This window comes from Lutibacter maritimus (assembly GCF_900116115.1).
GTDB lineage: Bacteria > Bacteroidota > Bacteroidia > Flavobacteriales > Flavobacteriaceae > Lutibacter > Lutibacter maritimus.
In genome coordinates, this window is the sequence record NZ_FOZP01000001.1 from 521,855 (window position 1) to 543,530 (window position 21,676).

Here is a 21,676-nt window from a genome sequence, read left to right on the forward strand (position 1 = left end):
GACAATTTGACCTTAAAAAAGAACTATTATGAATTGGATTGCCTTAACAAATAACCAACAATTAGAAGCTATTAAAGCCAATGTTGAAAATGAATATATAGCCATTTTTAAACATAGTACTCGCTGTGGAATTAGCAGAATGGTTTTGAAAAATTTTGAAAGAGAATTTGATATACCAGAATCAGAAATTACAATGTATTTTTTAGATTTATTAAAATTTAGAGAAATATCAAATAATATTGCAGGTGATTTTGATGTTTTACATCAATCACCACAGTTGTTGTTGTTAAAAAATGGTAAAGTAATTTTTACGGCTTCTCACGGAGATATATCCGTTGAAAGTTTAAAATTTCAACTTGGTAAATAAAAAAAGAGCATTTAATTTTTTAAATGCTCTTTTAACGTTATTAGTTTTCAATTAATAATATATTTTATTTTGTGAAACTATACTTTTAATTTTATTTTTTAAATCTTCACTAGTATCATAAATCATTTGTTCATTGCTTGGGAAAGGTATAAATTTATATGATAATAAATTTAAATATTCTTTTTCCAACGCATTTTTATCACCAGAATAGGTGGCGTATTTATGTTCAAAAATAAATTCACTGGATAAAGGGAAATTCTTTATTAACTGATTGGTAATTAAATCTATATATTTAATTTGCCCAACTATTTGTACTGATTTAAACTGCGTAATTTCTTCAACTTTACAAACAATTGTTTTGTATTTGTCTACTTTTATGGCTTTTCCTAAACTATCTTTTACAGTATTACCGTTTTTATCAATTAAATATTTCCAACCATCAACCACTTGTTTTTCTTTTACAACTTGTTTTTCTTTTACTTGTTCTGGAGAAATATTAATTTCTCTAAAACTAATTTCAATTTCAAAATCGTAAATTGTTTTGGGCTGCTTGTTGTTATGATAAACAGTCCATAAATCGTTTAATTTATAGGTGTCAAAATTTAATAAATCTTCTTCTAAACGCATTGGAATTACTTTGTCAGATTTATTTTGAAGTGAAACATACACAAAATTTGTTCCTTTAAAATGTGCTTCTTCAATTAAATCGCGAACATCCTTAAAATTCGGATTTATTTTATCTAAATAATTTAAATCATCAAAAGCTTTTCTAAAATCTTCTTTATTTGATGATGATTTTAATAAGTTTTTAGCATTTGCATATAAATAATCAGACAATTTTGTTTTAGTTGCTAAAATTTCATTGGTATAATCTGTAAATGAAAATTTAGCGTTTTTACCTTTGCTTAAAATTGGTAAAGGAAGTAATGGTTTAATTAATTCTTGCCTATTTTTTAAATTTAAATACGTATTATAAATGGTTTCAAAATTTGCAGGATTCCCATCTTTTTTTAAAAAAGTAATGTTTTCAATATCTTTTAATGTAGCTTTTTCAAAAGCTTCCTCAAGCATAAGTATATAATCCTGATTACTTTTCTTTGTTTTATTTTCTCTAAGTTCTTTTACTGCAATTTGTATTGCTTGATCATAGTTACCATAATTTAAAGCCTCTTGCGTTTTTTTAATACTTGAGCAACTTACAATGGTAGTAATGCTTAAAGTGAAAAGGAGTAGTTTTTTTATCATAAAATATTTTTAAATACATGTATACAATTTCAATGCCAAATGTACATAAAAAAGCCCTTTTATAAATTAATAAAAGGGCTTATATATAGTATATTATTAAATAGGGAATTTATATTTTATAGGTGGTAATAATTTACCTGAGCAATTTCCAAAACCTATTCTCACATTATCTTTTGTGCAATATCCTTTTAATATTACTTTATCTCCATCATTAAAAAAGGTTCTTGTACTACCATCTTTTAAAGTTAGAGGTTCTTTTCCTCCCCAAGTAAGTTCTAACATAGATCCAAAACTGCCTTTTGTTGGTCCAGATATTGTGCCGCTTCCCATTAAATCACCTGCTCTAACATTACAACCATTCACTGTATGATGTGCTAATTGTTGAGACATTGACCAATACATGTATTTAAAATTAGTTTCAGTTAATAAGTTACTTTCTCCATTTTCAGTTGCTAAAAACGCTTGTAATTTAATATCGTAACTAGTATCTTTTCTTTTTTGTTGTAAATAGGGAAGTGGTTTAAATTCTTTTTTTGGACCTTCACATCTAAAAGGTTCTAAAGCGTCCATAGTTACAATCCAAGGAGACATTGTTGATGCAAAATTTTTCCCCATAAATGGACCTAATGGTACATATTCCCATTTTTGAATATCGCGTGCGCTCCAATCATTAAACAACACCATTCCAAAAATATATTCGCTGGCTTCATCAACAGGAACTGGTTCACCTAAATTATTTACATCAGTTGTTATAAATGCAGTTTCTAGTTCCATATCAACTTTTTGTGAAGGTCCAAAAATTGGATTTTCTTTACCTGCAGGCAACGTTTGTCCGTAAGGTCTTCTAATTGAAGTTCCTGAAACTACAATAGAAGATGATCTACCGTGGTAACCAACAGGTACATGCAACCAGTTTGGCATTAATGCATTTTCTTTACCTCTAAACATTAAACCTACATTTGTAGCGTGTTCTTTGCTAGAGTAAAAATCGGTATAATCACCAACGTTAATTGGTAATAGCATTTCAACATCTTTTATATCAAAAATAATAACCTCTTTATGTTTTGCATTATCTCTTAAAGCTGGATTTTTAGCATCAAACACATCTGCAATTCTATTTCTAACCAATCGCCATGTTTTTCTACCATCAGAAATAAAATCGTTTAAAGAATCTTGCATAAACATATCATCTGTTAATGGAATTCCTTTAAAATAGCCTAATTGATGAAAAGCTCCTAAATCTATTACATATTCTCCTATTCTTGTTCCTATAGTTATTATATCATCTTTTGTTAAAAATACACCAAATGGAATATTTTGTATTGGGAAATCACAACCTTCACTTACTGGTAGCCACGATTTTCTAGTTGGATTATTTGCTGAAATTTGCATAATTATGAACTATTTAAATAGTTATTTATATATTCTTACCAAATATAGAAGTTTCTTATTAAATGCAAAATGAAATTAGTATTTTTGCCATTATTTTAACTTTTATAAAATTAAACAACAATGCAACGTGATCAAATTATCTTCGATTTAATTCAAGACGAAAAAGAAAGACAAATAAATGGATTAGAATTAATTGCTTCAGAAAACTTTGTAAGTGAACAAGTTATGGAAGCTATGGGTTCTGTTTTAACAAATAAATACGCTGAAGGTTATCCAAATAAACGTTATTATGGTGGTTGTGAAGTTGTTGATGTAGTTGAACAAATTGCTATTGATAGAGCTAAAGAATTATTTGGTGCAGAATATGTTAATGTACAGCCGCATTCTGGTTCACAAGCAAATGCAGCAGTTTATCAAGCAGTTTTAAATCCAGGAGATAAAATTTTAGGTTTTGATCTTTCACATGGTGGACATTTAACACACGGATCTCCAGTTAACTTTTCAGGAAAATTGTATAAGACATCTTTTTATGGTGTTGATAAAGAAACTGGCGTTTTAAATTATGATAAAATTCAGGAAACTGCCGAAATTGAAAAACCAAAATTAATTATTGCAGGTGCATCTGCATATTCTAGAGATATAGATTTTAAAAGGTTCAGAGCAATTGCTGATTCAGTTGGAGCGTTGCTTTTAGCGGATATTTCTCATCCAGCAGGTTTAATTGCTAAAGGAATTTTAAACGATCCAATTCCTCATTGTCATTTTGTAACCACTACAACTCACAAAACTTTACGTGGACCACGTGGTGGAATTATTATGATTGGAAAAGATTTTGACAATCCATTTGGTCAAAAATTAAAAAACGGAACGCTTAAAAAAATGTCTAGTTTAATAGATTCTTCCGTTTTTCCTGGAAATCAAGGAGGACCATTAGAACACGTTATTGCTGCTAAAGCTGTTGCTTTTGGTGAAGCATTAACAGATAACTTTTTACACTATCAAATTCAAGTAAAGAAAAATGCAACAGCTATGGCTGAGGCTTTAGTAAGTAAAGGTTACCAAATTATTTCTGGAGGAACGGACAATCACTGCATGTTAATTGACTTAAGAAATAAAAACATTAGTGGTAAAGATGCTGAAAACGCATTGGTAAAAGCGGATATTACGGTAAATAAAAATATGGTTCCTTTTGATGATAAATCACCATTTGTAACTTCTGGAATAAGAGTTGGAACTGCTGCAGTAACTACTAGAGGTTTAAAAGAAGTAGACATGGTTGCAGTTGTTGATTTAATTGATGAAGTAATAAATAATTTTGAAGACGAAGCCATTTTAGAACAAGTAGCAGAAAAAGTAAATGAAATGATGTCACACAGACCATTATTTAAATTTTAATTACAAAAAAATTATGAAAAAAGTATTATTATTAGTAGCGTTTGTATGTTTTTCAATAACAATTAATGCACAAGAAGTAGAAGATGCTTATACAGCAGATGCACAAAAATTAGTAAAAATAGTTTCAGAATCGGCATTTTCTCCAGTAATTGATCAATTTTCTGGAATGGTTGCTGAGGACAAAAAAGATGATTTAGTAGCAGACATTAAAGCTACTTTTCCTGAATTATTTGCTGCTATGGCTGAAATTTATAAAGAAGAATTTTCTCACAATGAAATAAAAGAATTATTAGCTTTTTATGATACTCCTGTAGGAAAAAAATTAGCTGCTAAAACAGGTGACTTAAGTCAAAAAGGTATGGCTGCTGGACAAGCTTGGGGAATGAAATTACAAGGTATATTGCAAAAATATCAATAAATAATTTTTAACAACTATAAAAATCCTGCATTATGCGGGATTTTTTTTGCTTTAGTATTAATAAAAATAGGTGATTTTGGTTACAATTCTTTAAATAGCTTTCAGTAATTTTAATTGTTATTGTATTTACTAAATACAGTATTAAATTATAAATTTATTAAAATGGAAACACAACAAGAAATTACATCAATGCCAAGAATAGGAGATAAAGCTCCTGAATTTAAAGCCGTTACTACACAAGGGAACATTCATTTCCCTAATGATTATAAAGGAGATTGGGTAATATTATTCAGTCATCCTGCAGATTTCACGCCAGTTTGTACGTCAGAATTTATGACGTTTGCAACTATGGAAGAAAAATTTTTAAAAGCAAATTGTAAATTGGTAGGTTTATCTATTGATGGTTTGTACAGTCACATTGCTTGGTTACGCTCAATAAAAGATAAAATTGAGTACAGAGGAATGAAAAATGTAGAAGTTAAATTTCCATTGATTGAAGATATCACTATGGAAGTTGCTAAAAAATATGGTATGATTCAGCCAAATGAAGATTCTACAAAAGCTGTGCGAGCTGTATTTTTTGTAGATCCAAAAGGAATTATTAGAGCCATCATTTATTATCCATTAAGTTTAGGAAGAAACTTTGACGAATTATATAGAGTAATTATTGCGTTACAAGCTGCTGATGCATTTGGAGTTGCAACTCCGGCAGACTGGGAACCTGGAGATGATGTTATAATTGGACCAGCAGGTTCATGTGGTTCAGCAGAAGATAGAATGCAAGGAAAAGAAGATATGGATTGTAAAGATTGGTATTTCTGTACTAGAAAATTAGATAAGGATGTTGTTTTAAAGAAAGTTCTTAAAAAATAAAGCAATAAAAATCCCACTTTTAAAGTGGGATTTTTTATTTATTCATCAGCTTCTTCAGCACGTTCTAACAATTTATCATTAAAATTTTTAGTTCCTTTGGCGCCTAATTTTCTAATGCTTTCCACTTTTCTAATTAAATTACCAGTTCCTGTAAGTTTTTTCATAGTACCATCATAAGAACCTTGTACAGTTTTTAATTGATTTCCAACCTTAATTAAGTCATCGGTTAAATTTACAAACTGATCATACAATCTACCCGCTTGCAACGCAATTTCAATAGCGTTACGTTGTTGTTTTTCATTGTTCCACATACTATCAATAGTGCGTAAAGTAGCCAAAAGTGTAGTTGGTGTTACAATTACAATATTTCGCTCAAAGGCTTTATTATATAGTTGATTGTCAAAATTTAATGCTACAGCAAAGGCCGGTTCAATTGGTATAAAAAGCAACACAAAATCGGGTGAATCAATTTTATAAATATCTTCATATTTTTTATCGCTTAACTGTTCAATATGTCTTTTTAAAGAGTTTACGTGCTCTTTAATAAAATGAGTTTTTTCAGTATCATCTTCTGCATTTACATATTGCTCGTAAGCGGTTAAGGAAACTTTAGAATCTATAATCATTTTCTTTTCATCTGGTAAATGAATAACTACATCGGGCATTATGCGTTTTCCTTCATCATTTACAAAACTTTGTTGTACAAAATATTCACTATCTTTTTCTAAACCAGATTTTTCTAAAACTCGCTCTAATACCAATTCACCCCAATTTCCTTGCATTTTGCTGTCACCTTTTAATGCTTTTGTTAGGTTGATAGTTTCTTTACTCATTTGAAGATTTAAATCTTTTAAACCAACAATTTGTTGACGTAAAGCTGCATGATAATCAATACTTTCTTTATGAGTTTCTTCTACTTTTTTCTCAAAAGTTTGTATTTTTTCTTGAAGTGGATTTAGTATATTTTTTAAGTTTTCTTTATTCTGTTCTGTGAATTTAGTTGATTTTTCTTCCAAAATTTTGTTGGCTAAAATCTCAAAATCTTTAGAAAATTTATCTTGTAATTTTTCAACTTCATTTTTATTTTCTTGCAATTTATCTTCTAAATTTTTAAGCTCAGATATTTTTTGATTATACAACAAATCAATTTCGTGTTTTTCTTTACTTAATGTATTTTTCTCTTCACTTAAAGTATTTAAAATAAGTTTAGTAACTTCTTTTTCTTCAAGTAAAAGTTTATTTCGTATTTCAAGTTCAGAAGTTAGTTTTTCTAGCGTGCTTTTAGTAAGTAATTTGCCAATTATAAAGCCAAAAATTAAACAAACAATAGCAATTAAAAAATATAAAAAAGTTGGTGTCATTTTAAATTTAATTAGTTTACTAAATTAAGATTTTTATATTTGCCGTAATAATTACTACATAAAAAATAAGAAAGTAGTTATTAACAACCTTATGAAATTATTTGCAAAATTTTTACTCATTACAATTTTAGGATGGAAAATTGAAGGCGTTTTTCCAAAAAATTTAAAAAAATATGTAATTATAGCTGCTCCACATACGCATTGGCAAGATTTTCCTTTAGGTATTTTAGTAAAATGGATTCATCAAGCACCAATAAATTATATTGGGAAAGCTTCACTATTTAAGCCACCATTTGGATTTATTTTTAGATGGTTAGGCGGAACACCTGTAAACAGAAGTGAAAGTACTAATAAAGTACAGGCCATTGTAAATGTTTTTAATCAAAACGAAAACTTTGTTTTAGCATTATCGCCAGAAGGCACAAGAAAAAAGATTGATGAATGGAAAACAGGCTTTTATTACATTGCAAAAGGTGCAAATGTTCCTATTGTTATGGCTACTTTAGATTTTGGCAAAAAACAAGTGAAAATTGCAGAACCGTATTATTTAACGGACTCTATGGAAAATGATTTTAAGCATTTTTATCAATTTTACTCAGGTGTTAAAGGTAAAATTCCAGAGAATTTTAATTTATAAAGCAAAAAAAAGGAACTAAATTTTAGTTCCTTTTTTTGTATAAAAAGTGTTTATCCTTTATAAAATGGCAATTTAACTACAACTGCAGGAATTGCTTTATTTCTAATTTGAATACCTATTTGTGTACCAATTTTTGAAAATTCTTTTGTAACATAACCCATTCCAATTCCTTTTTTTAAAGAAGGACTCATAGTTCCAGAAGTTACTTCGCCAATAATTTCGCCATTCTCTGTTACAATTTCATAACCGTGACGAGGAATTCCTTTATCAGAAATTTCAAAAGCAACTAATTTTTTTGTGACTCCAGTTTCTTTTTGGTTTTTTAAATTTTCAGAGTTTATAAAATCTTTGGTAAATTTTGTAATCCAACCTAAACCAGCTTCAATAGGCGATGTTGTATCGTTTATATCATTTCCATATAAACAAAATCCCATTTCTAAACGCAAAGTATCTCTTGCTGCCAATCCAATTGGTTTTATCCCAAATTTTTCTCCAACGTTAAAAACTTTATTCCAAATTTGTTCAGCATCTTTATTTTTAAAATAGATTTCAAAACCGCCAGAGCCAGTATAACCTGTAGCAGAAACTATTACATTTTCAATACCAGCAAAAGTGCCAATTTCAAAATTGTAATACTTCATATTAAATAAATCAATTGAAGTTAAAGGTTGTAACGCTTCAGCAGCATCAGGACCTTGAATTGCTAATAAAGATATTTCATCAGATTTGTTAATCATCTCAACATGTAAATTATTATGTTTAGAAATCCAATTCCAATCTTTTTCAATATTTGAAGCGTTTACTACCAGCATATATTCCTCATTTCCAATTTGATATACCAACAAGTCATCAACAATTCCACCTTCATTATTTGGCATACAGCTATATTGTACTTTTCCAATATGCAATAAAGAAGCATCATTAGAAGTAACTTTTTGAATTAATTGTAATGCATTTTCTCCTTTTAGGAAAAATTCACCCATATGTGAAACATCAAAAACACCAACACCGTTTCTAACGGTTTCGTGTTCAATATTAATTCCTTCGTATTGTACTGGCATATTATAACCAGCAAAAGGCACCATTTTTGCCCCTAAAGATTCATGAATATGTGTTAACGCTGTATTTTTCATTTAATATAAATTTGTAACAAAAATACTAATTATTCAATAATTCAAATGGTATTTATTTACCTTTTTATTATCTTATTTATAAATTGTGTTGAATACAAAATCTATTTTGTTTTGAAGCTATTATTTTTAGCTATATTTGAAAAAAATATTTATCTGATGAATTTTAAACACTTCATTATTTTCTTTTTTGTAGTTTCATTAAACGCACAAAATCCTTACTTACCGCAAGATTATTTAACAAAAGAGTTTCATAAAGAGAGAAGAGAAGCCTTAAGAAAAGAGCTTCCTAAAAACAGCGTTGCGGTATTTTTTGCAAATGCAGTAAGAAACAGAGCAAATGATGTAGAATATGTGTATCACCAAGATCCAAACTTCTATTATTTAACAGGTTACAAAGAACCACATGCATTATTGATGGTATTTAAAGATGAGCAAAATATTCAAGGAAAAACTTTTAATGAAGTACTATTTGTACAAGAGCGAAATGAATATGCTGAAATGTGGACAGGAAAAAGGCTCGGAGTAAAAGGTGCACAAGATAATTTAGGATTTAGAATTGTTTTTAATGGTGGTGATTTTAAGAGTTTTGAAATTGATTTTTCAAAATTTGATAAAATTTTATTTGAACAGTTTAAAAATGATGTGAGAGATACTCGTGATACAGCTGATTTATTCGATTTAATTAAAACTTTTAAAGAAAAAGTTTCATTTGATTATATTACCATTGAAAACAATGACAATGATAAAATTTATAATGAAACCAAAAAACGAATTGATACCAAGTCGTTAAAAGGCTTTATGGCAACACTGCGTGAGGTAAAAACAAAAGAAGAATTAGTTTTACTTAAAAAAGCTGTTGAAATTTCAGCTGTCGGACAGTTAGAAATGATGAAAGCAATGCATCCCGATATGTCTGAAACAGAAGCGCAAGGTGTGCACGAATTTATATATAAAAAATATGGTGCTGAATATGAAGGGTATCCGTCAATTGTTGGTGCTGGAAATAATGGTTGTATTTTACATTATGTTGAAAATTCTAAAACTAATATAGGTGATTCTAATTTAATTTTAATGGATTTAGGGGCGGAATACCACGGTTATACTGCCGATGTTACTAGAACCATTCCTGCAAATGGGAAATTTACTAAAGAGCAAAAATTAATTTACGATTTAGTGTATAAAGCACAAGAAGCTGGAATTGCAGCATATACCATTGGAACAGATATGAGCACTCCAAACAAAATTGCTATAAAAATTATTAACAAAGGTTTAGCAGATTTAGGAATAATAAGTTCAGAAAAAGCCTACCATAAATATTTTCCACACGGAACTTCGCATCATATAGGGTTAGATGTTCACGATCCTGGAAACTACAATAAATTTGAAGAAAATATGGTAGTTACTATGGAACCTGGAATTTATATTCCAGAAGGAAGTCCTTGTGATGAAAAATGGTGGGGAATAGGCATAAGAATTGAAGATGATATTTTAATTACTAAAAACGGACCAGTAAATTTATCGGTATTAGCGCCAAGAACTTCTGATGATATTGAAGCCGCTATGCAATTACCAAGTGTTTTAGATAGTTTTATTTTACCAAAATTAGATTAAATCTAGCTTAAGGCTTGTTGCCAATCTGCAATTAAATCATCAATATGTTCAATTCCAACAGAAATTCTTAACAAATTATCTGGGGTTGGACTTGTATCACCACCTTCAACAGATTTTCGATGTTCAACCAAACTTTCAACGCCTCCTAAACTAGTTGCAGTTGTAAAATAGTTAAGTTTTGTGGAGATTATAAGGGTTTCTTCTTTTGATGTTTTTATTAATACAGAAAGCATGGCACCAAAACCATTTTTCTGCTGTTTTTTAGCTAATTTATGTTGAGGAAAACTTTCCAAACCAGGATATAAAACCTGTTCAATTTTAGGATGAGTTTCTAAATATTGCGCTAATTTTAACGCATTTTCCGTTTGTTTATGAACTCTTAAAGGCAAGGTTTGAATTCCTCTAGCAATCAACCAACAATCAAAAGGAGCAGGAACTGCTCCAGATAAAGATTGAATAGCTTTTATTTTTTCAGCAATTTTTTCATCATTTACAACAACACAACCACCTAAAACATCACTATGTCCACCAAAATATTTTGTAGTAGAATGAACCACAATATCAGCACCTAATTCTAAAGGATTTTGAAAAACCGGAGTTGCCCATGTATTATCAACTGCATAAAGTATGTTGTACTTTTTTGCAATTTTTGAAATGGCTTCAATATCACTAATTTTTAATTGCGGATTAGATGGAGATTCAACCCAAATAAGCGCAGTATTTGATTTTACAGCTTTTTCTACAGCTTGTAAATTAGTCATATCAACTAAATCATAGGTTAAATTCCAATCTTTAAAAACTTCGTCTACTAATTTTCGAATCGCAAAATAAATATCATCAGGAAGTAAAATATGACTATTAGCTTTTAAACTTTGAATTGTAGCGTGCACTGCCGCCATTCCTGATGCAAATGCAAATGCAAATTTTCCATTTTCAAGCGAAGCAATACTTTTTTCTAAAATTTTTCTATTTGGATTGTCGGTTCTAGAATATACAAAATCGTTATTATAAGACCCGTCATTATTTCTTTTGTAAGTGCTGGATAAATAAATAGGAGTGCTTATTGGTTGCGCATTTAAAAACTCATTTTTTGTGCTTTCAATGGCTAAAGTTTCAAATTTTGGTTTTGATTTCATTTAATGTTTTAATTTATAATTAAATTTCATTTCAGTTTCATTTCCAGTAGTTTCTTCAAACAAAACATAAATATTTAATTCCGTTTCACTTATTTTTTCAAAAGTAAATTTATGAAAATAGGCTTTGTTATTTTCAATTTTAACCAATGGAGCTTCAATCATTTCATCTTTTTCTTCCCATCCTTTTAAATCGTTATGAAAATGTTTTAAACGAAAAACTAAGGTCTCATTTTCTTCTGAAATAGTACATAATTCATAAAATTGAATAACATTATCAACTACTAATTTAAAAGAACCCATCATAGAATTTCCTAACGGATTTGTCCAAACTTCTTCTATATCACCATCAAAAGCTTCTCCAACCCAATAACCTGCAATCCAAGAAACATTATCAATACTAGCTTTAAATGTTTCTTTTGAATCTTCATACTTTAAAGTGTTTTGAGAAAATAAATTAAGTGCAACTATACAAAATAAAAAAGCTAGATAATTTTTCATAAAATGATTTTTATCTAGCTAATCTACTATTTTTATTTTAAAATTTATGAATTACGATTTCAATAAAAATTGTTTTAATTCTTCGTATTTAGAAATTTTAATTGTCACCTTTTTCTTATTTATTACTTCCTGAATTTGTGCAGGAAACTCAATTGTTGTATTTAAAACAGGCTCCACAACATCTAAAAATTTAACTGGATGCGCAGTTTCTAAAAATATGCCTTGTGCTTTTTTATTTTTAAAGTATTTTTTCAACCCTAAATAACCAACTGCTCCATGAGGATCGGCAATATATCCAGATTTCTTGTTGATATTAACCATCGCTTTTTTTGTTTCTTTATCAGTAAAAGAATACGATGTTAAATGTTGTTTTAATAAAGTATCATCATTTTTATAAATTTCCTGAATTCTGATAAAATTACTAGGATCACCAACATCCATTGCATTTGAAATGGTTTGCTTTGATGGTTTTGGAGTGTAAATACCCGTTTCTAAATAATTTGGAACAATATCATTAATATTTGTCGATGCAATAAATTGTTTTATAGGTAAGCCTAATTGTTGTGCCATAATTCCTGCACAAATGTTTCCAAAATTTCCACTTGGGACGGAAAAAACAATTTTTCTACGTTTATTTTTTAACTGTTTGTAAGCAATGAAAAAGTAAAACATTTGAGGTAACCAACGAGCAACATTAATTGAATTGGCTGAAGTTAAATTTTTTACTGAAGTTAATTCAGTATCTAAAAAAGCCTTTTTAACCATAGCTTGGCAATCATCAAAAGTACCATCAACTTCAAGTGCTTTTATGTTTTTGCCAAGTGTTGTTAGCTGTTTTTCTTGTACTTCGCTAACTTTTCCGCTTGGGTATAAAATAACAACATCTATACCTTCAACACCTAAAAATCCGCTGGCTACTGCGCCACCAGTATCACCAGAAGTTGCAACTAAAACAGTAACTTTAGTACTATTTTCATCTTTATTGAAATACCCAAAACAACGTGCCATAAAGCGTGCACCAACATCTTTAAAAGCCATTGTTGGTCCGTGAAATAATTCTAATGTTGAAATGTTTTTTTCAATTTCAACCATAGGAAAATCAAAAACCAATGTTTCAGCAATAATTTTTTTTAATTCCTTTTCAGGAATTTCATCACCAACAAATTGTTTAATAATTTCATATGCAATTTCATTATTGGTGAAATATTCAATATGATTGAAAAATTCTTTTGCTAAAGGTGTAATACTTTCAGGGAAATATAATCCTTTATCCGGAGCTAAACCTTTAATTACGGCATCTTTAAAAGATACGTTTGGTGCTTTTTTATTTAAACTATAATAGTTCATTTTATTTAATTTTATAAGTCATTCTGAACTTGTTTCAGAATCTCAATGTGCTAATTTATACCATTGATGAGAACCTGAAATAATTTCAGGTTGACGTTAATTAATATTTTATAATATTTTTATTCCTTTTTTATTGATTTTAGATACATGAATATCATAATCAATGCCTACTTTTTCATACACCATTTTCATTGCGTCTGCTACTTTTTTAGCTGTTTCTTCACCTTTACTTAACGCAAAAATGGATGGACCAGAACCTGAAATTCCACATCCTAAAGCTCCGGCTTTTAACGACTGTTGCTTCACAGTATCAAAAGCTGGAATTAAAATAGAGCGAATAGGTTCAATAATATAATCTTCTAACGATCGCCCAATTAAATCGTAATCTTCTGTATATAAACCACTTATTAATCCGCCAACATTTCCCCATTGTTTTATGGCATCTTTTAAAGAAACGGTGGTTTTTAGTATTTCACGAGCATCTGAAGTTTTTACTTCAATTTGTGGATGAATTACAGTGGCAAATAATTCGTTTGGAGTATGAATACTAATTATATCCAAAGGTTGATAACTTCTAACTAATGTAAATCCGCCAAAAAGGGCAGGAGCAACATTATCCGCGTGTGGTACGCCAGTTGCTAAACGCTCACCTTCCATTGCAAAACGGACTAAATCTGTTGTATTAAAAGGTTTTCCAAGAATTTCATTGATTGCCCAAACAGCACCAGCAGAACTTGCGGCGCTACTACCAATACCACTTCCTGGTTTTATGTTTTTTATAATTTCTATTTCAAAACCAAACTCACAATTTGTTTCTGAAAGTAAAGCTAATGCAGCAACACCTGCAACATTTTTATGTGTTTCTAATGGTAAATTTTGACCGATTATTTTTGTGATTGTTACTCCTTTTTTAGCAACTTTTTTAATAATCATTTCATCACCAACAGTATCTAAAGCCAAACCAAGAACATCAAATCCACAGGAAACATTGGCAATAGTAGCAGGTGTAAATATTTTTATTTGTTCCATAATTTAATTGTTTCCAATTCTAATAATATCAGCAAATAAGCCTGAAGCAGTTACATCTGCACCAGCGCCAGCACCTTTTATAATTAAAGGTTGTTTACTATATCTTTCTGTAAAAAATAACACAATATTATCGCTTCCATCTAAATTATAAAACGGATGATCTGAAGGAATTTCTTGTAAACCAACATTTGCGGTTCCATTATCAAATTCTGCAACAAATTTTAATCTGCAATTGTTTGCAGCAGCTTTTTGTTGAATTTTATTAAAATGAGCAGCTTCTGTTTTTAATGTTTCCATAAAATCAGGAACAGATTTAGCGTCTAATGAAGCTTTAGGTAAAAAGGAATTATTTTTGATATCCTCTAATTCTAATCTTGTTCCGCTTTCACGAGCTAAAATTAAAATTTTTCGCATCACATCAACACCGCTTAAATCTATTCGTGGATCTGGTTCTGTATAACCTTCAACACCCGCTTGTTTTACAACATCGTAAAATGCAGAATCTTCATTAAAATTATTAAATATAAAGTTTAAGCTACCTGATAGAACTGCTTGTATTTTAGTTACTTTATCTCCTGATGCAATTAAATTTTTAAGCGTGTCTATTATTGGCAATCCAGCTCCAACATTGGTTTCAAATAAGAAAGGAGCATTGTACTCGCGCGCCAAGTGTTTTAACTTTTGGTAGTTTGCATAATTAGATGAACAAGCTATTTTATTACAAGTTACAACAGCAACACTTTGCTTTAAATAGTTAGCATATAATTTAGATATATTTTCGTTGGCAGTATTATCTACAAAAATACTATTTCGTAAATTTAGGACTGTTACATTGTTGTGGAAAGTATCCATATTTAAAACTTCACCTTTCTCTAAAGCACTTTTCCAGTTTTCTAAATCGATTCCATCTTCATTAAAAACCATTTTTTTAGAATTTGTTAATGCAATTACCCTAACCTGAACTCTTAAATTGTCTAATAAATATTGCTGTTGTTTTCTAATTTGCTCAATTAGTTTACCTCCAACATTACCAACACCAACAACAAATAAATTTAATTGTTTGGTTTGATTTTCAAAAAATTCAGCGTGTAAAGAATTTAATGCTTTTTTAATATCTTTATGCGAAATTACTGCAGAAATATTTTTTTCTGAAGCGCCTTGCGCAATAGCTCTAATATTTACGTTGTTTCTACCTAAAGTACTAAACATTTTACCGCTAATGCCTTGGTGGCTTTTCATATTATCACCAACCAATGCAATAATAGCATTGTTTTTTTCAATCACTAATTCATCCACTTTATGATGTTCCATTTCATAGCTAAATTCAGTATCAATAGCTTCCTTTGCTTTATCTACATCATTATTGCTGATGGCTATACAAATTGAGTGTTCTGAAGATGCTTGTGTAATTAACGAAACATTAATTTTTTGTTCAGAAAGTGCACCAAATAATCGTTTTGAAAAACCAGGAATACCAACCATTCCGCTACCTTCTAACGTAATTAATGCCATATTTTCTATATGACTAATCCCTTTAATTGGATTTGTGTTGCTAGAAACTTTTGTAATTAAAGTGCCTTCAGCTTTGGCATCAAAAGTGTTTTTAATGCTAATTGGAATTTCTTTTTTAAGTACTGGTTGAATTGTTGGTGGATACAATACTTTTGCTCCAAAATGCGACAATTCCATAGCTTCTTGATATGAAATGTTTTTTATAGGAAATGCCTCTTTTACTATTTTAGGATTTGCAGTAAACATACCACTAACATCCGTCCAAATTTCTAATATTGAAGCATTTACAGCTGCAGCAACAATAGCTGCAGTATAATCTGATCCACCACGACCTAATGTTGAATTTTCGCCATTTTCAGTGGAAGCTACAAAACCAGGTAAAACAACTATTTTGTGTTTGTTATCATTAAAAAAATCTTCAATAGCTACATTTGTTTTATCAAATTTAACAGCTGCGTTTGAAAAATTTTCATTGGTAATTATTAATTCTTGAGAATTTTTTAAAACGACATCTAAATTCTTGTTTTTTAATGCTTCAGAAATAATATATGAAGATAATAACTCACCAAAACTCACAATTTTATCAGAAGTTTTAGGAGATAATTCATTAATTAAAAACACACCTTCTAAGGTGTTTTCTAATTTGTTTAGCATTTTTTTTACGGTTCCTAAAACACCACTTTGATTATTTACAGGAATTAATTCTCTAGTAACTTGTAAATGCTTTTCTTCAATAATTTTAAAACTTTCTAAATACTTTGCGTTGTTTTTACAAGCAAAATTTCCAGCTTCTAATAACAAATCTGTCACGCCTCCAAGTGCTGAAACTACCAATGCTATGTTATTTTTATACGAACTATCTTTAACTATATTTATTACTTTGTTAATATTTTCAGAAGAAGCAACCGAAGAGCCTCCAAATTTTAATACTTTCATCTTTTTAATTTATGAATAGAAATTATATAAATTTCGTGATTTTAAACTGATTGTTTTTTAATAATATTCCTTGTTTCATTTTTTAATGAAAACGAATATAAATACGATGATATGAATAGAATAGAACCCCTAAAGGGTTGTTGTAGTTGTAGTAATAGCAATTGTAAAATCACACACAATTTGTGTGTTTAATAAATTAATATTTGATTTTTGATTTTGCATACCACAAATTTACTTGTTTTTTTAAAACAGCAAACTTTTATCTTAATTTTTGTTGAAATTTTATTTTTATTACAATTCAACTATATTCTAACTAATATTTCAAAGTACTTTTTACGAATAATAAAAAACTCCGAAATAAATTCCGGAGTTGTTCTTTTATTCTATATCAATAATTATCTGATTTTTTAATAAATCTTCAAAAGTTTCTTCTTTTCTTATCAAATAATCCTTGCCATTATACACCAACACTTCAGCAGGTTTAAAACGCGAATTATAGTTTGATGACATTGAGAAACAATAGGCTCCGGCATTGTTAAAACATAAAACATCACCTTCTCTAATTTCACTAATTCTTCTATTGCTTCCAAAAGTATCTGTTTCACAAATATAACCAACTACAGAATAGTAGCGTTCTCTGCCATTTGGATTTGAAATATTGTGAATATGGTGGTAACTATCATACATCATTGGTCTGATTAAATGGTTAAAACCGCTATCTACACTAGCAAATACAGTTGATGTTGTTTGTTTTACAACATTAACATTTACTAAAAAACTACCAGCTTCACTTACCAAAAACTTACCAGGCTCAAACATTAAGGTTAACTCTTTTCCGTATTCTTTACAGAATTTATTAAATCGTTTAGACAAACGTTCTCCTAATTCTTCAATATTGGTTGAAATATCGCCTTCTTTATAAGGAACTTTAAATCCACTTCCTAAATCAATAAATTCTAAATCTTTAAAATCTTTGGCTGTATTTAAAATAATTTCAGTAGCCGCTAAAAACACATCAATATCTAATATATCAGAACCTGTGTGTGTATGAATTCCATTAATTGTCATTCCTGTATTATCAACAACTCTATTAATTAATGGTAATTGATGAATTGAAATTCCGAATTTAGAGTCAATATGACCCACAGAAATTTTATGATTTCCGCCAGCCATAATGTGTGGATTTATTCGAACACAAACAGGAATATTTGGATAATGATACCCAAATTGCTCTAAAATAGAAATGTTATCAATATTAATTTGAACACCTAATTTTGCTACTTCTTCAATCTCTTCTAAAGAAACACCATTAGGAGTAAAAATAATATCTTCAGGAGCAAAACCGGCTTCTAACCCTAATTTCACTTCTTGAATTGAAACGGTATCAATACCTGAGTTTAATTTTTTAAAAAGTTTTAGAATACTAATGTTTGAGTTTGCCTTAACAGCATAATTTAGTTTTAAGCTTTTAACATTAGCAAATGCGCTTGTAATTCTGTTGTATTGCGAAATAATTTTTTCAGCATCATAAACATAAAGAGGACTTCCGTATTTTTCAGAAAGTGATACCAATAATTGATTTTCCATTTAGTTAATTTTAGAAGTTTCAAATGTATAAAACCAAATTAGTTTTAAAAATATAATTTGAGAAAATAACAATATTTAACAACTTGTTAAATACAATAAAAAAAGGAAATGTAAATTTTAACATTTCCTTTTAAAATATTTTTTTTAAAAAAACTATTGAGCTCTTTCTGTAGTTATTTGTGCTATTTTAATGATTACATCAGTAGCTAGTTTTAAAGATTCTGCAGGAACGTATTCATATCTTCCGTGGAAGTTATGACCTCCAGCAAAAATATTTGGACAAGGCAACCCTTTATAAGAAAGTTGAGAACCATCTGTTCCGCCACGAATTGCTTTAATTAATGGCTTAATATTTAACTGTTTCATTGCTTCTTCCGCAATATCAACAATATGCATTACTGGCTCAATTTTTTCACGCATATTAAAATATTGATCTTTAATTTCAACTTCAACTATATTTGAACCTAATTTTTTATTTAAGTCATCAGCAACTTTTTGAAAAGTAGCTTTTCTTTCTTCAAATAATTTTATATCGTGGTCTCTAATAATATATTCCAGATTGGTTTTTTCAACTTCACCTTCCATAGTATGTAAATGGTAAAAACCTTCATACCCTTCAGTTTTTTCAGGAACTTCATTTTTTGGTAACCCTGAAATAAAATCATTTGCAATAAGCATTGAATTAATCATTTTTCCTTTTGCATAACCAGGATGTACAATTTTTCCGTTGATAGTAACTTTGGCACCAGCTGCATTAAAATTTTCAAATTCTAACTCACCAACCTGACTTCCATCCATTGTGTATGCCCATTCTGCACCAAATTTATCAACATCAAACATATGCGCACCTTTACCAACTTCTTCATCAGGAGTAAAGCCAATTCTAATTTTACCGTGCTTAATTTCAGGATGTTGAATTAAATATTCCATAGCAGATACAATTTCAGTAACACCAGCTTTATCATCAGCACCTAAAAGGGTAGTACCATCGGTTGTTATTAAAGTTTGACCTTTGTATAACAATAAATCATCAAAATAACTTGGAGATAACACGATATTTTGTTCCTTATTTAAAACAATATCTTTTCCATCATAATTTGGATAAAATTGTGGATTTACATTTGTGCCAGTATAATCTGGACTTGTATCAATATGTGCTATAAAACCAATTACAGGAACTTCAAAATCTACGTTTGAAGGTAAAGTTGCCATTATATAACAATTGTCATCTAACGTAACATCTTCCATTCCAATTTCTTTTAAATCTTCTACCAAAATTTTAGCTAAATCCCATTGTTTTTCAGTGCTTGGAAAAGCAGGATTTTCTGGGTCAGATTGTGTATCTACCTTAATATATTTTACGAAGCGATCTATTATTTTTTGCATTATTTATAATTTTTTATCAAAAGTAAGTATTCGAATAAGTATTTACAATGTAAATGTCTTAAATTATTGTAAAAATTCAATTTTTTCTAATAAAGCTAAGGATTCACAAATACGTTCATTAACATTTAAATCGCCATAAATTTCTACTGAAGCAGTGAAGTAGGCGAGATCACCTTTTTTTGATATTAAGTTAAATTGATGATATGAAAAACCATTTTTCTCACCTTTTACAACATACCAAAAAGTAGGTAATTCAATAAATGTAGTGGTTCCTGATTTTATTTTTTTTAAGTTATTTTGATGAATAATTGAATCCGTTTTTTGATAGAAATCTGTATCAAAATTAAGTGAACCTAAAGCATATGAGGTTTTTAAAATATAGGTTTCAGTAAGTTGTTTTAAAGTATCTGCTGTAAAAATTTCCGACTGCACATCAGAATAATATTTAGTTGTTTTCCAAGAAGTTGGAATATGTATCTTAAAGTTATTTTTAAAGTCTGAATACGTTTTTAAATTACTTAACCCTTCATAATCACAATCAAACTCTTTACTTAAATCTGATTCTTTTTTACAACTTATAATTACAATTATTAATAAAAAAAATACGCTAAACTTTCTCATGTTTTTACGTTTAAATAATTATTGTATTGTCATTTTAGCAATAACTTCTTCTCCAGAAAGCCACGCAGTATTTTTATTAACAATTCTAATAGTGTAAAAACCTTCATCACTTACTTTTTTCCAATTTTCACCCGCATTATTTGAATAAAAAATTCCGTTTGTAGATACAGCAAAAATTTCCTTTCCATCGGTTTCAGGAACATATTGCACACAACTAACGTATTGAGGTTCTTTATTTTCTGAGACAAGTTTCCAAGTTCGCCCACCATCTTTTGTAATAGCTTTATTTGCGGAATTTCCAAATTTATTGGTATAATCACCACCACAAATAATTCCTTCATATTCGTTTGCGAAAGCAACAGAATAAATACCAGTTGTAGGTTTTCCTTGAATTATTGGAGTGTCATAAACTTTCCAAGTTAAACCCATATCTGAACTATGAAAAACACGTGCTTTTAAACCTCCTGATACAATCCACGCATTTTCTCCAACAATAGCAATATTTGTATTACTTGCAGCAAAAGCGGCTTCTCCTAGCTCAACTTTTGGTAAAATGTCACAGTTAATTTTTCCCCAAGTGTTTCCGCCATCACGGGTTATTAAAATAGAAAGGCAACTATCTGTTGGATCTCCCATTGCAATACCGTTTAATTCATCAAAAAACTGCATAGAATCGTAAAAAACCTTATCATTTTCTTCTTTATACACAATATCAATATTGTTATTTTTATATTGATATAATAAGGCAGGATTTCCAACATTTAAAGCATATACAGCTTCTTTTGTATACGCCAATGCTCTAAAATGTGGAATAATAGTATCGGTTACAATTTTTTGAGTTGATTTTAATTTTCCAGAGCCAGAAATTATACCTAAATCTCCTATAGAACCCGCATAAACAATTGTAGAATCATTAATAATTTCTATTGCTCTAATACTTGTACTGTCTATCTTAAATTTTTCTATGGAAACGGTTACATTTTCTCTTGGAGTATATGTTTTTTCACAAGAAAACAATATAATTAAAGCAAAAATTAAACTAGTTTTTAGTTTCATATTTTTAAAATTTACATACAAAAATACTTAAAAAATTGTGGATACTTTGTGGTATAAATACTTTTAAATTTTCTAAATTTAAAGAAACAAGTGATTTATATAATAAAGTGTACATTTGCAGCCTTAAAATAAAAGG

19 protein-coding genes are annotated in these 21,676 nt (G+C 29.1%); 6 read left to right on the forward strand and 13 right to left on the reverse strand.

Annotation, left to right across the window (positions count from 1 at the left end):
- Window positions 1–28 precede the first annotated feature (28 nt).
- Window positions 29–367 (forward strand): bacillithiol system redox-active protein YtxJ, encoded by a 339-nt coding sequence (gene ytxJ / locus BM335_RS02545; protein ID WP_090222780.1) that lies wholly within the window; start codon window positions 29–31, stop codon window positions 365–367.
- 51 nt (window positions 368–418) lie between these two features.
- Here the strand turns inward: ytxJ and BM335_RS02550 are convergent, their stop codons facing one another.
- Entirely contained in the window at window positions 419–1,612 is a 1,194-nt protein-coding gene (locus BM335_RS02550; RefSeq protein ID WP_317041014.1) for a hypothetical protein, read from the reverse strand.
- Between the two features lie 96 nt (window positions 1,613–1,708).
- Window positions 1,709–3,004 (reverse strand): fumarylacetoacetase, encoded by a 1,296-nt coding sequence (gene fahA, locus BM335_RS02555; protein WP_090222784.1) that lies wholly within the window; start codon window positions 3,002–3,004, stop codon window positions 1,709–1,711.
- A 120-nt stretch (window positions 3,005–3,124) separates the two neighbouring features.
- Between fahA and glyA the strand changes: the two genes are divergently transcribed.
- The 3 genes from glyA (at window position 3,125) to BM335_RS02570 (ending at window position 5,690) form a co-directional block, all read left to right on the forward strand.
- Window positions 3,125–4,399 carry a serine hydroxymethyltransferase gene (glyA, locus tag BM335_RS02560; protein ID WP_090222786.1) on the forward strand — a complete coding sequence of 425 codons (1,275 nt, stop codon included), beginning with the start codon at window positions 3,125–3,127 and terminating at the stop codon, window positions 4,397–4,399.
- Window positions 4,400–4,412: 13 nt separating this feature from the next.
- Window positions 4,413–4,817: a DUF2059 domain-containing protein gene (locus BM335_RS02565; RefSeq protein ID WP_090222788.1), complete on the forward strand. Its 405-nt coding sequence runs from the start codon at window positions 4,413–4,415 to the stop codon at window positions 4,815–4,817.
- Window positions 4,818–4,979: 162 nt separating this feature from the next.
- Entirely contained in the window at window positions 4,980–5,690 is a 711-nt protein-coding gene (locus BM335_RS02570) for a peroxiredoxin (protein WP_090222790.1), read from the forward strand.
- A gap of 38 nt (window positions 5,691–5,728) precedes the next feature.
- Here the strand turns inward: BM335_RS02570 and rmuC are convergent, their stop codons facing one another.
- Entirely contained in the window at window positions 5,729–7,051 is a 1,323-nt protein-coding gene (rmuC, locus tag BM335_RS02575) for a DNA recombination protein RmuC (protein ID WP_090222793.1), read from the reverse strand.
- A 91-nt stretch (window positions 7,052–7,142) separates the two neighbouring features.
- On the opposite strand from rmuC, the gene BM335_RS02580 reads away from it, so the two are divergent.
- Window positions 7,143–7,688 carry a 1-acyl-sn-glycerol-3-phosphate acyltransferase gene (locus tag BM335_RS02580; RefSeq protein WP_090222795.1) on the forward strand — a complete coding sequence of 182 codons (546 nt, stop codon included), beginning with the start codon at window positions 7,143–7,145 and terminating at the stop codon, window positions 7,686–7,688.
- Between the two features lie 50 nt (window positions 7,689–7,738).
- On the opposite strand, the gene gcvT is transcribed toward BM335_RS02580, so the two are convergent.
- Window positions 7,739–8,821 (reverse strand): glycine cleavage system aminomethyltransferase GcvT, encoded by a 1,083-nt coding sequence (gene gcvT / locus BM335_RS02585; RefSeq protein ID WP_090222798.1) that lies wholly within the window; start codon window positions 8,819–8,821, stop codon window positions 7,739–7,741.
- Window positions 8,822–8,977: 156 nt separating this feature from the next.
- Here gcvT and BM335_RS02590 point away from each other — a divergent pair, with 156 nt between their 5' ends.
- Window positions 8,978–10,432: an aminopeptidase P N-terminal domain-containing protein gene (locus BM335_RS02590; RefSeq protein WP_090222799.1), complete on the forward strand. Its 1,455-nt coding sequence runs from the start codon at window positions 8,978–8,980 to the stop codon at window positions 10,430–10,432.
- A gap of 2 nt (window positions 10,433–10,434) precedes the next feature.
- Here BM335_RS02590 and BM335_RS02595 read toward each other — a convergent pair whose 3' ends face one another.
- The 9 genes from BM335_RS02595 to BM335_RS02635 all read right to left on the reverse strand — a co-directional run bounded on the left by BM335_RS02595 (window position 10,435) and on the right by BM335_RS02635 (window position 21,540).
- Window positions 10,435–11,568: a trans-sulfuration enzyme family protein gene (locus BM335_RS02595; protein ID WP_090222801.1), complete on the reverse strand. Its 1,134-nt coding sequence runs from the start codon at window positions 11,566–11,568 to the stop codon at window positions 10,435–10,437.
- Window positions 11,569–12,066 (reverse strand): DUF6265 family protein, encoded by a 498-nt coding sequence (locus tag BM335_RS02600; RefSeq protein WP_090222803.1) that lies wholly within the window; start codon window positions 12,064–12,066, stop codon window positions 11,569–11,571. It lies immediately after the preceding gene.
- 51 nt (window positions 12,067–12,117) lie between these two features.
- On the reverse strand, window positions 12,118–13,413 hold the full coding sequence (gene thrC, locus BM335_RS02605; protein ID WP_090222805.1) for a threonine synthase: 1,296 nt from the start codon (window positions 13,411–13,413) through the stop codon (window positions 12,118–12,120).
- A 108-nt stretch (window positions 13,414–13,521) separates the two neighbouring features.
- Complete coding sequence (locus BM335_RS02610) at window positions 13,522–14,442, reverse strand: homoserine kinase (RefSeq protein ID WP_090222810.1); 921 nt, start codon at window positions 14,440–14,442, stop codon at window positions 13,522–13,524.
- A gap of 3 nt (window positions 14,443–14,445) precedes the next feature.
- A complete protein-coding gene (thrA, locus tag BM335_RS02615) occupies window positions 14,446–16,890 on the reverse strand; it encodes a bifunctional aspartate kinase/homoserine dehydrogenase I (RefSeq protein WP_090222812.1) in 2,445 nt (814 codons plus the stop codon).
- Window positions 16,891–17,268: 378 nt separating this feature from the next.
- A complete protein-coding gene (gene lysA, locus BM335_RS02620; protein ID WP_090222814.1) occupies window positions 17,269–18,477 on the reverse strand; it encodes a diaminopimelate decarboxylase in 1,209 nt (402 codons plus the stop codon).
- 153 nt (window positions 18,478–18,630) lie between these two features.
- Window positions 18,631–19,863: a peptidase T gene (gene pepT, locus BM335_RS02625; RefSeq protein WP_090222816.1), complete on the reverse strand. Its 1,233-nt coding sequence runs from the start codon at window positions 19,861–19,863 to the stop codon at window positions 18,631–18,633.
- A gap of 63 nt (window positions 19,864–19,926) precedes the next feature.
- Entirely contained in the window at window positions 19,927–20,484 is a 558-nt protein-coding gene (locus BM335_RS02630) for a hypothetical protein (protein WP_090222819.1), read from the reverse strand.
- Between the two features lie 18 nt (window positions 20,485–20,502).
- The gene (locus BM335_RS02635) at window positions 20,503–21,540 is read right to left on the reverse strand and encodes a sialidase family protein (RefSeq protein WP_090222822.1); all 1,038 of its coding nucleotides are present in this window, start codon (window positions 21,538–21,540) and stop codon (window positions 20,503–20,505) included.
- Between the last annotated feature and the right edge of the window lie 136 nt (window positions 21,541–21,676).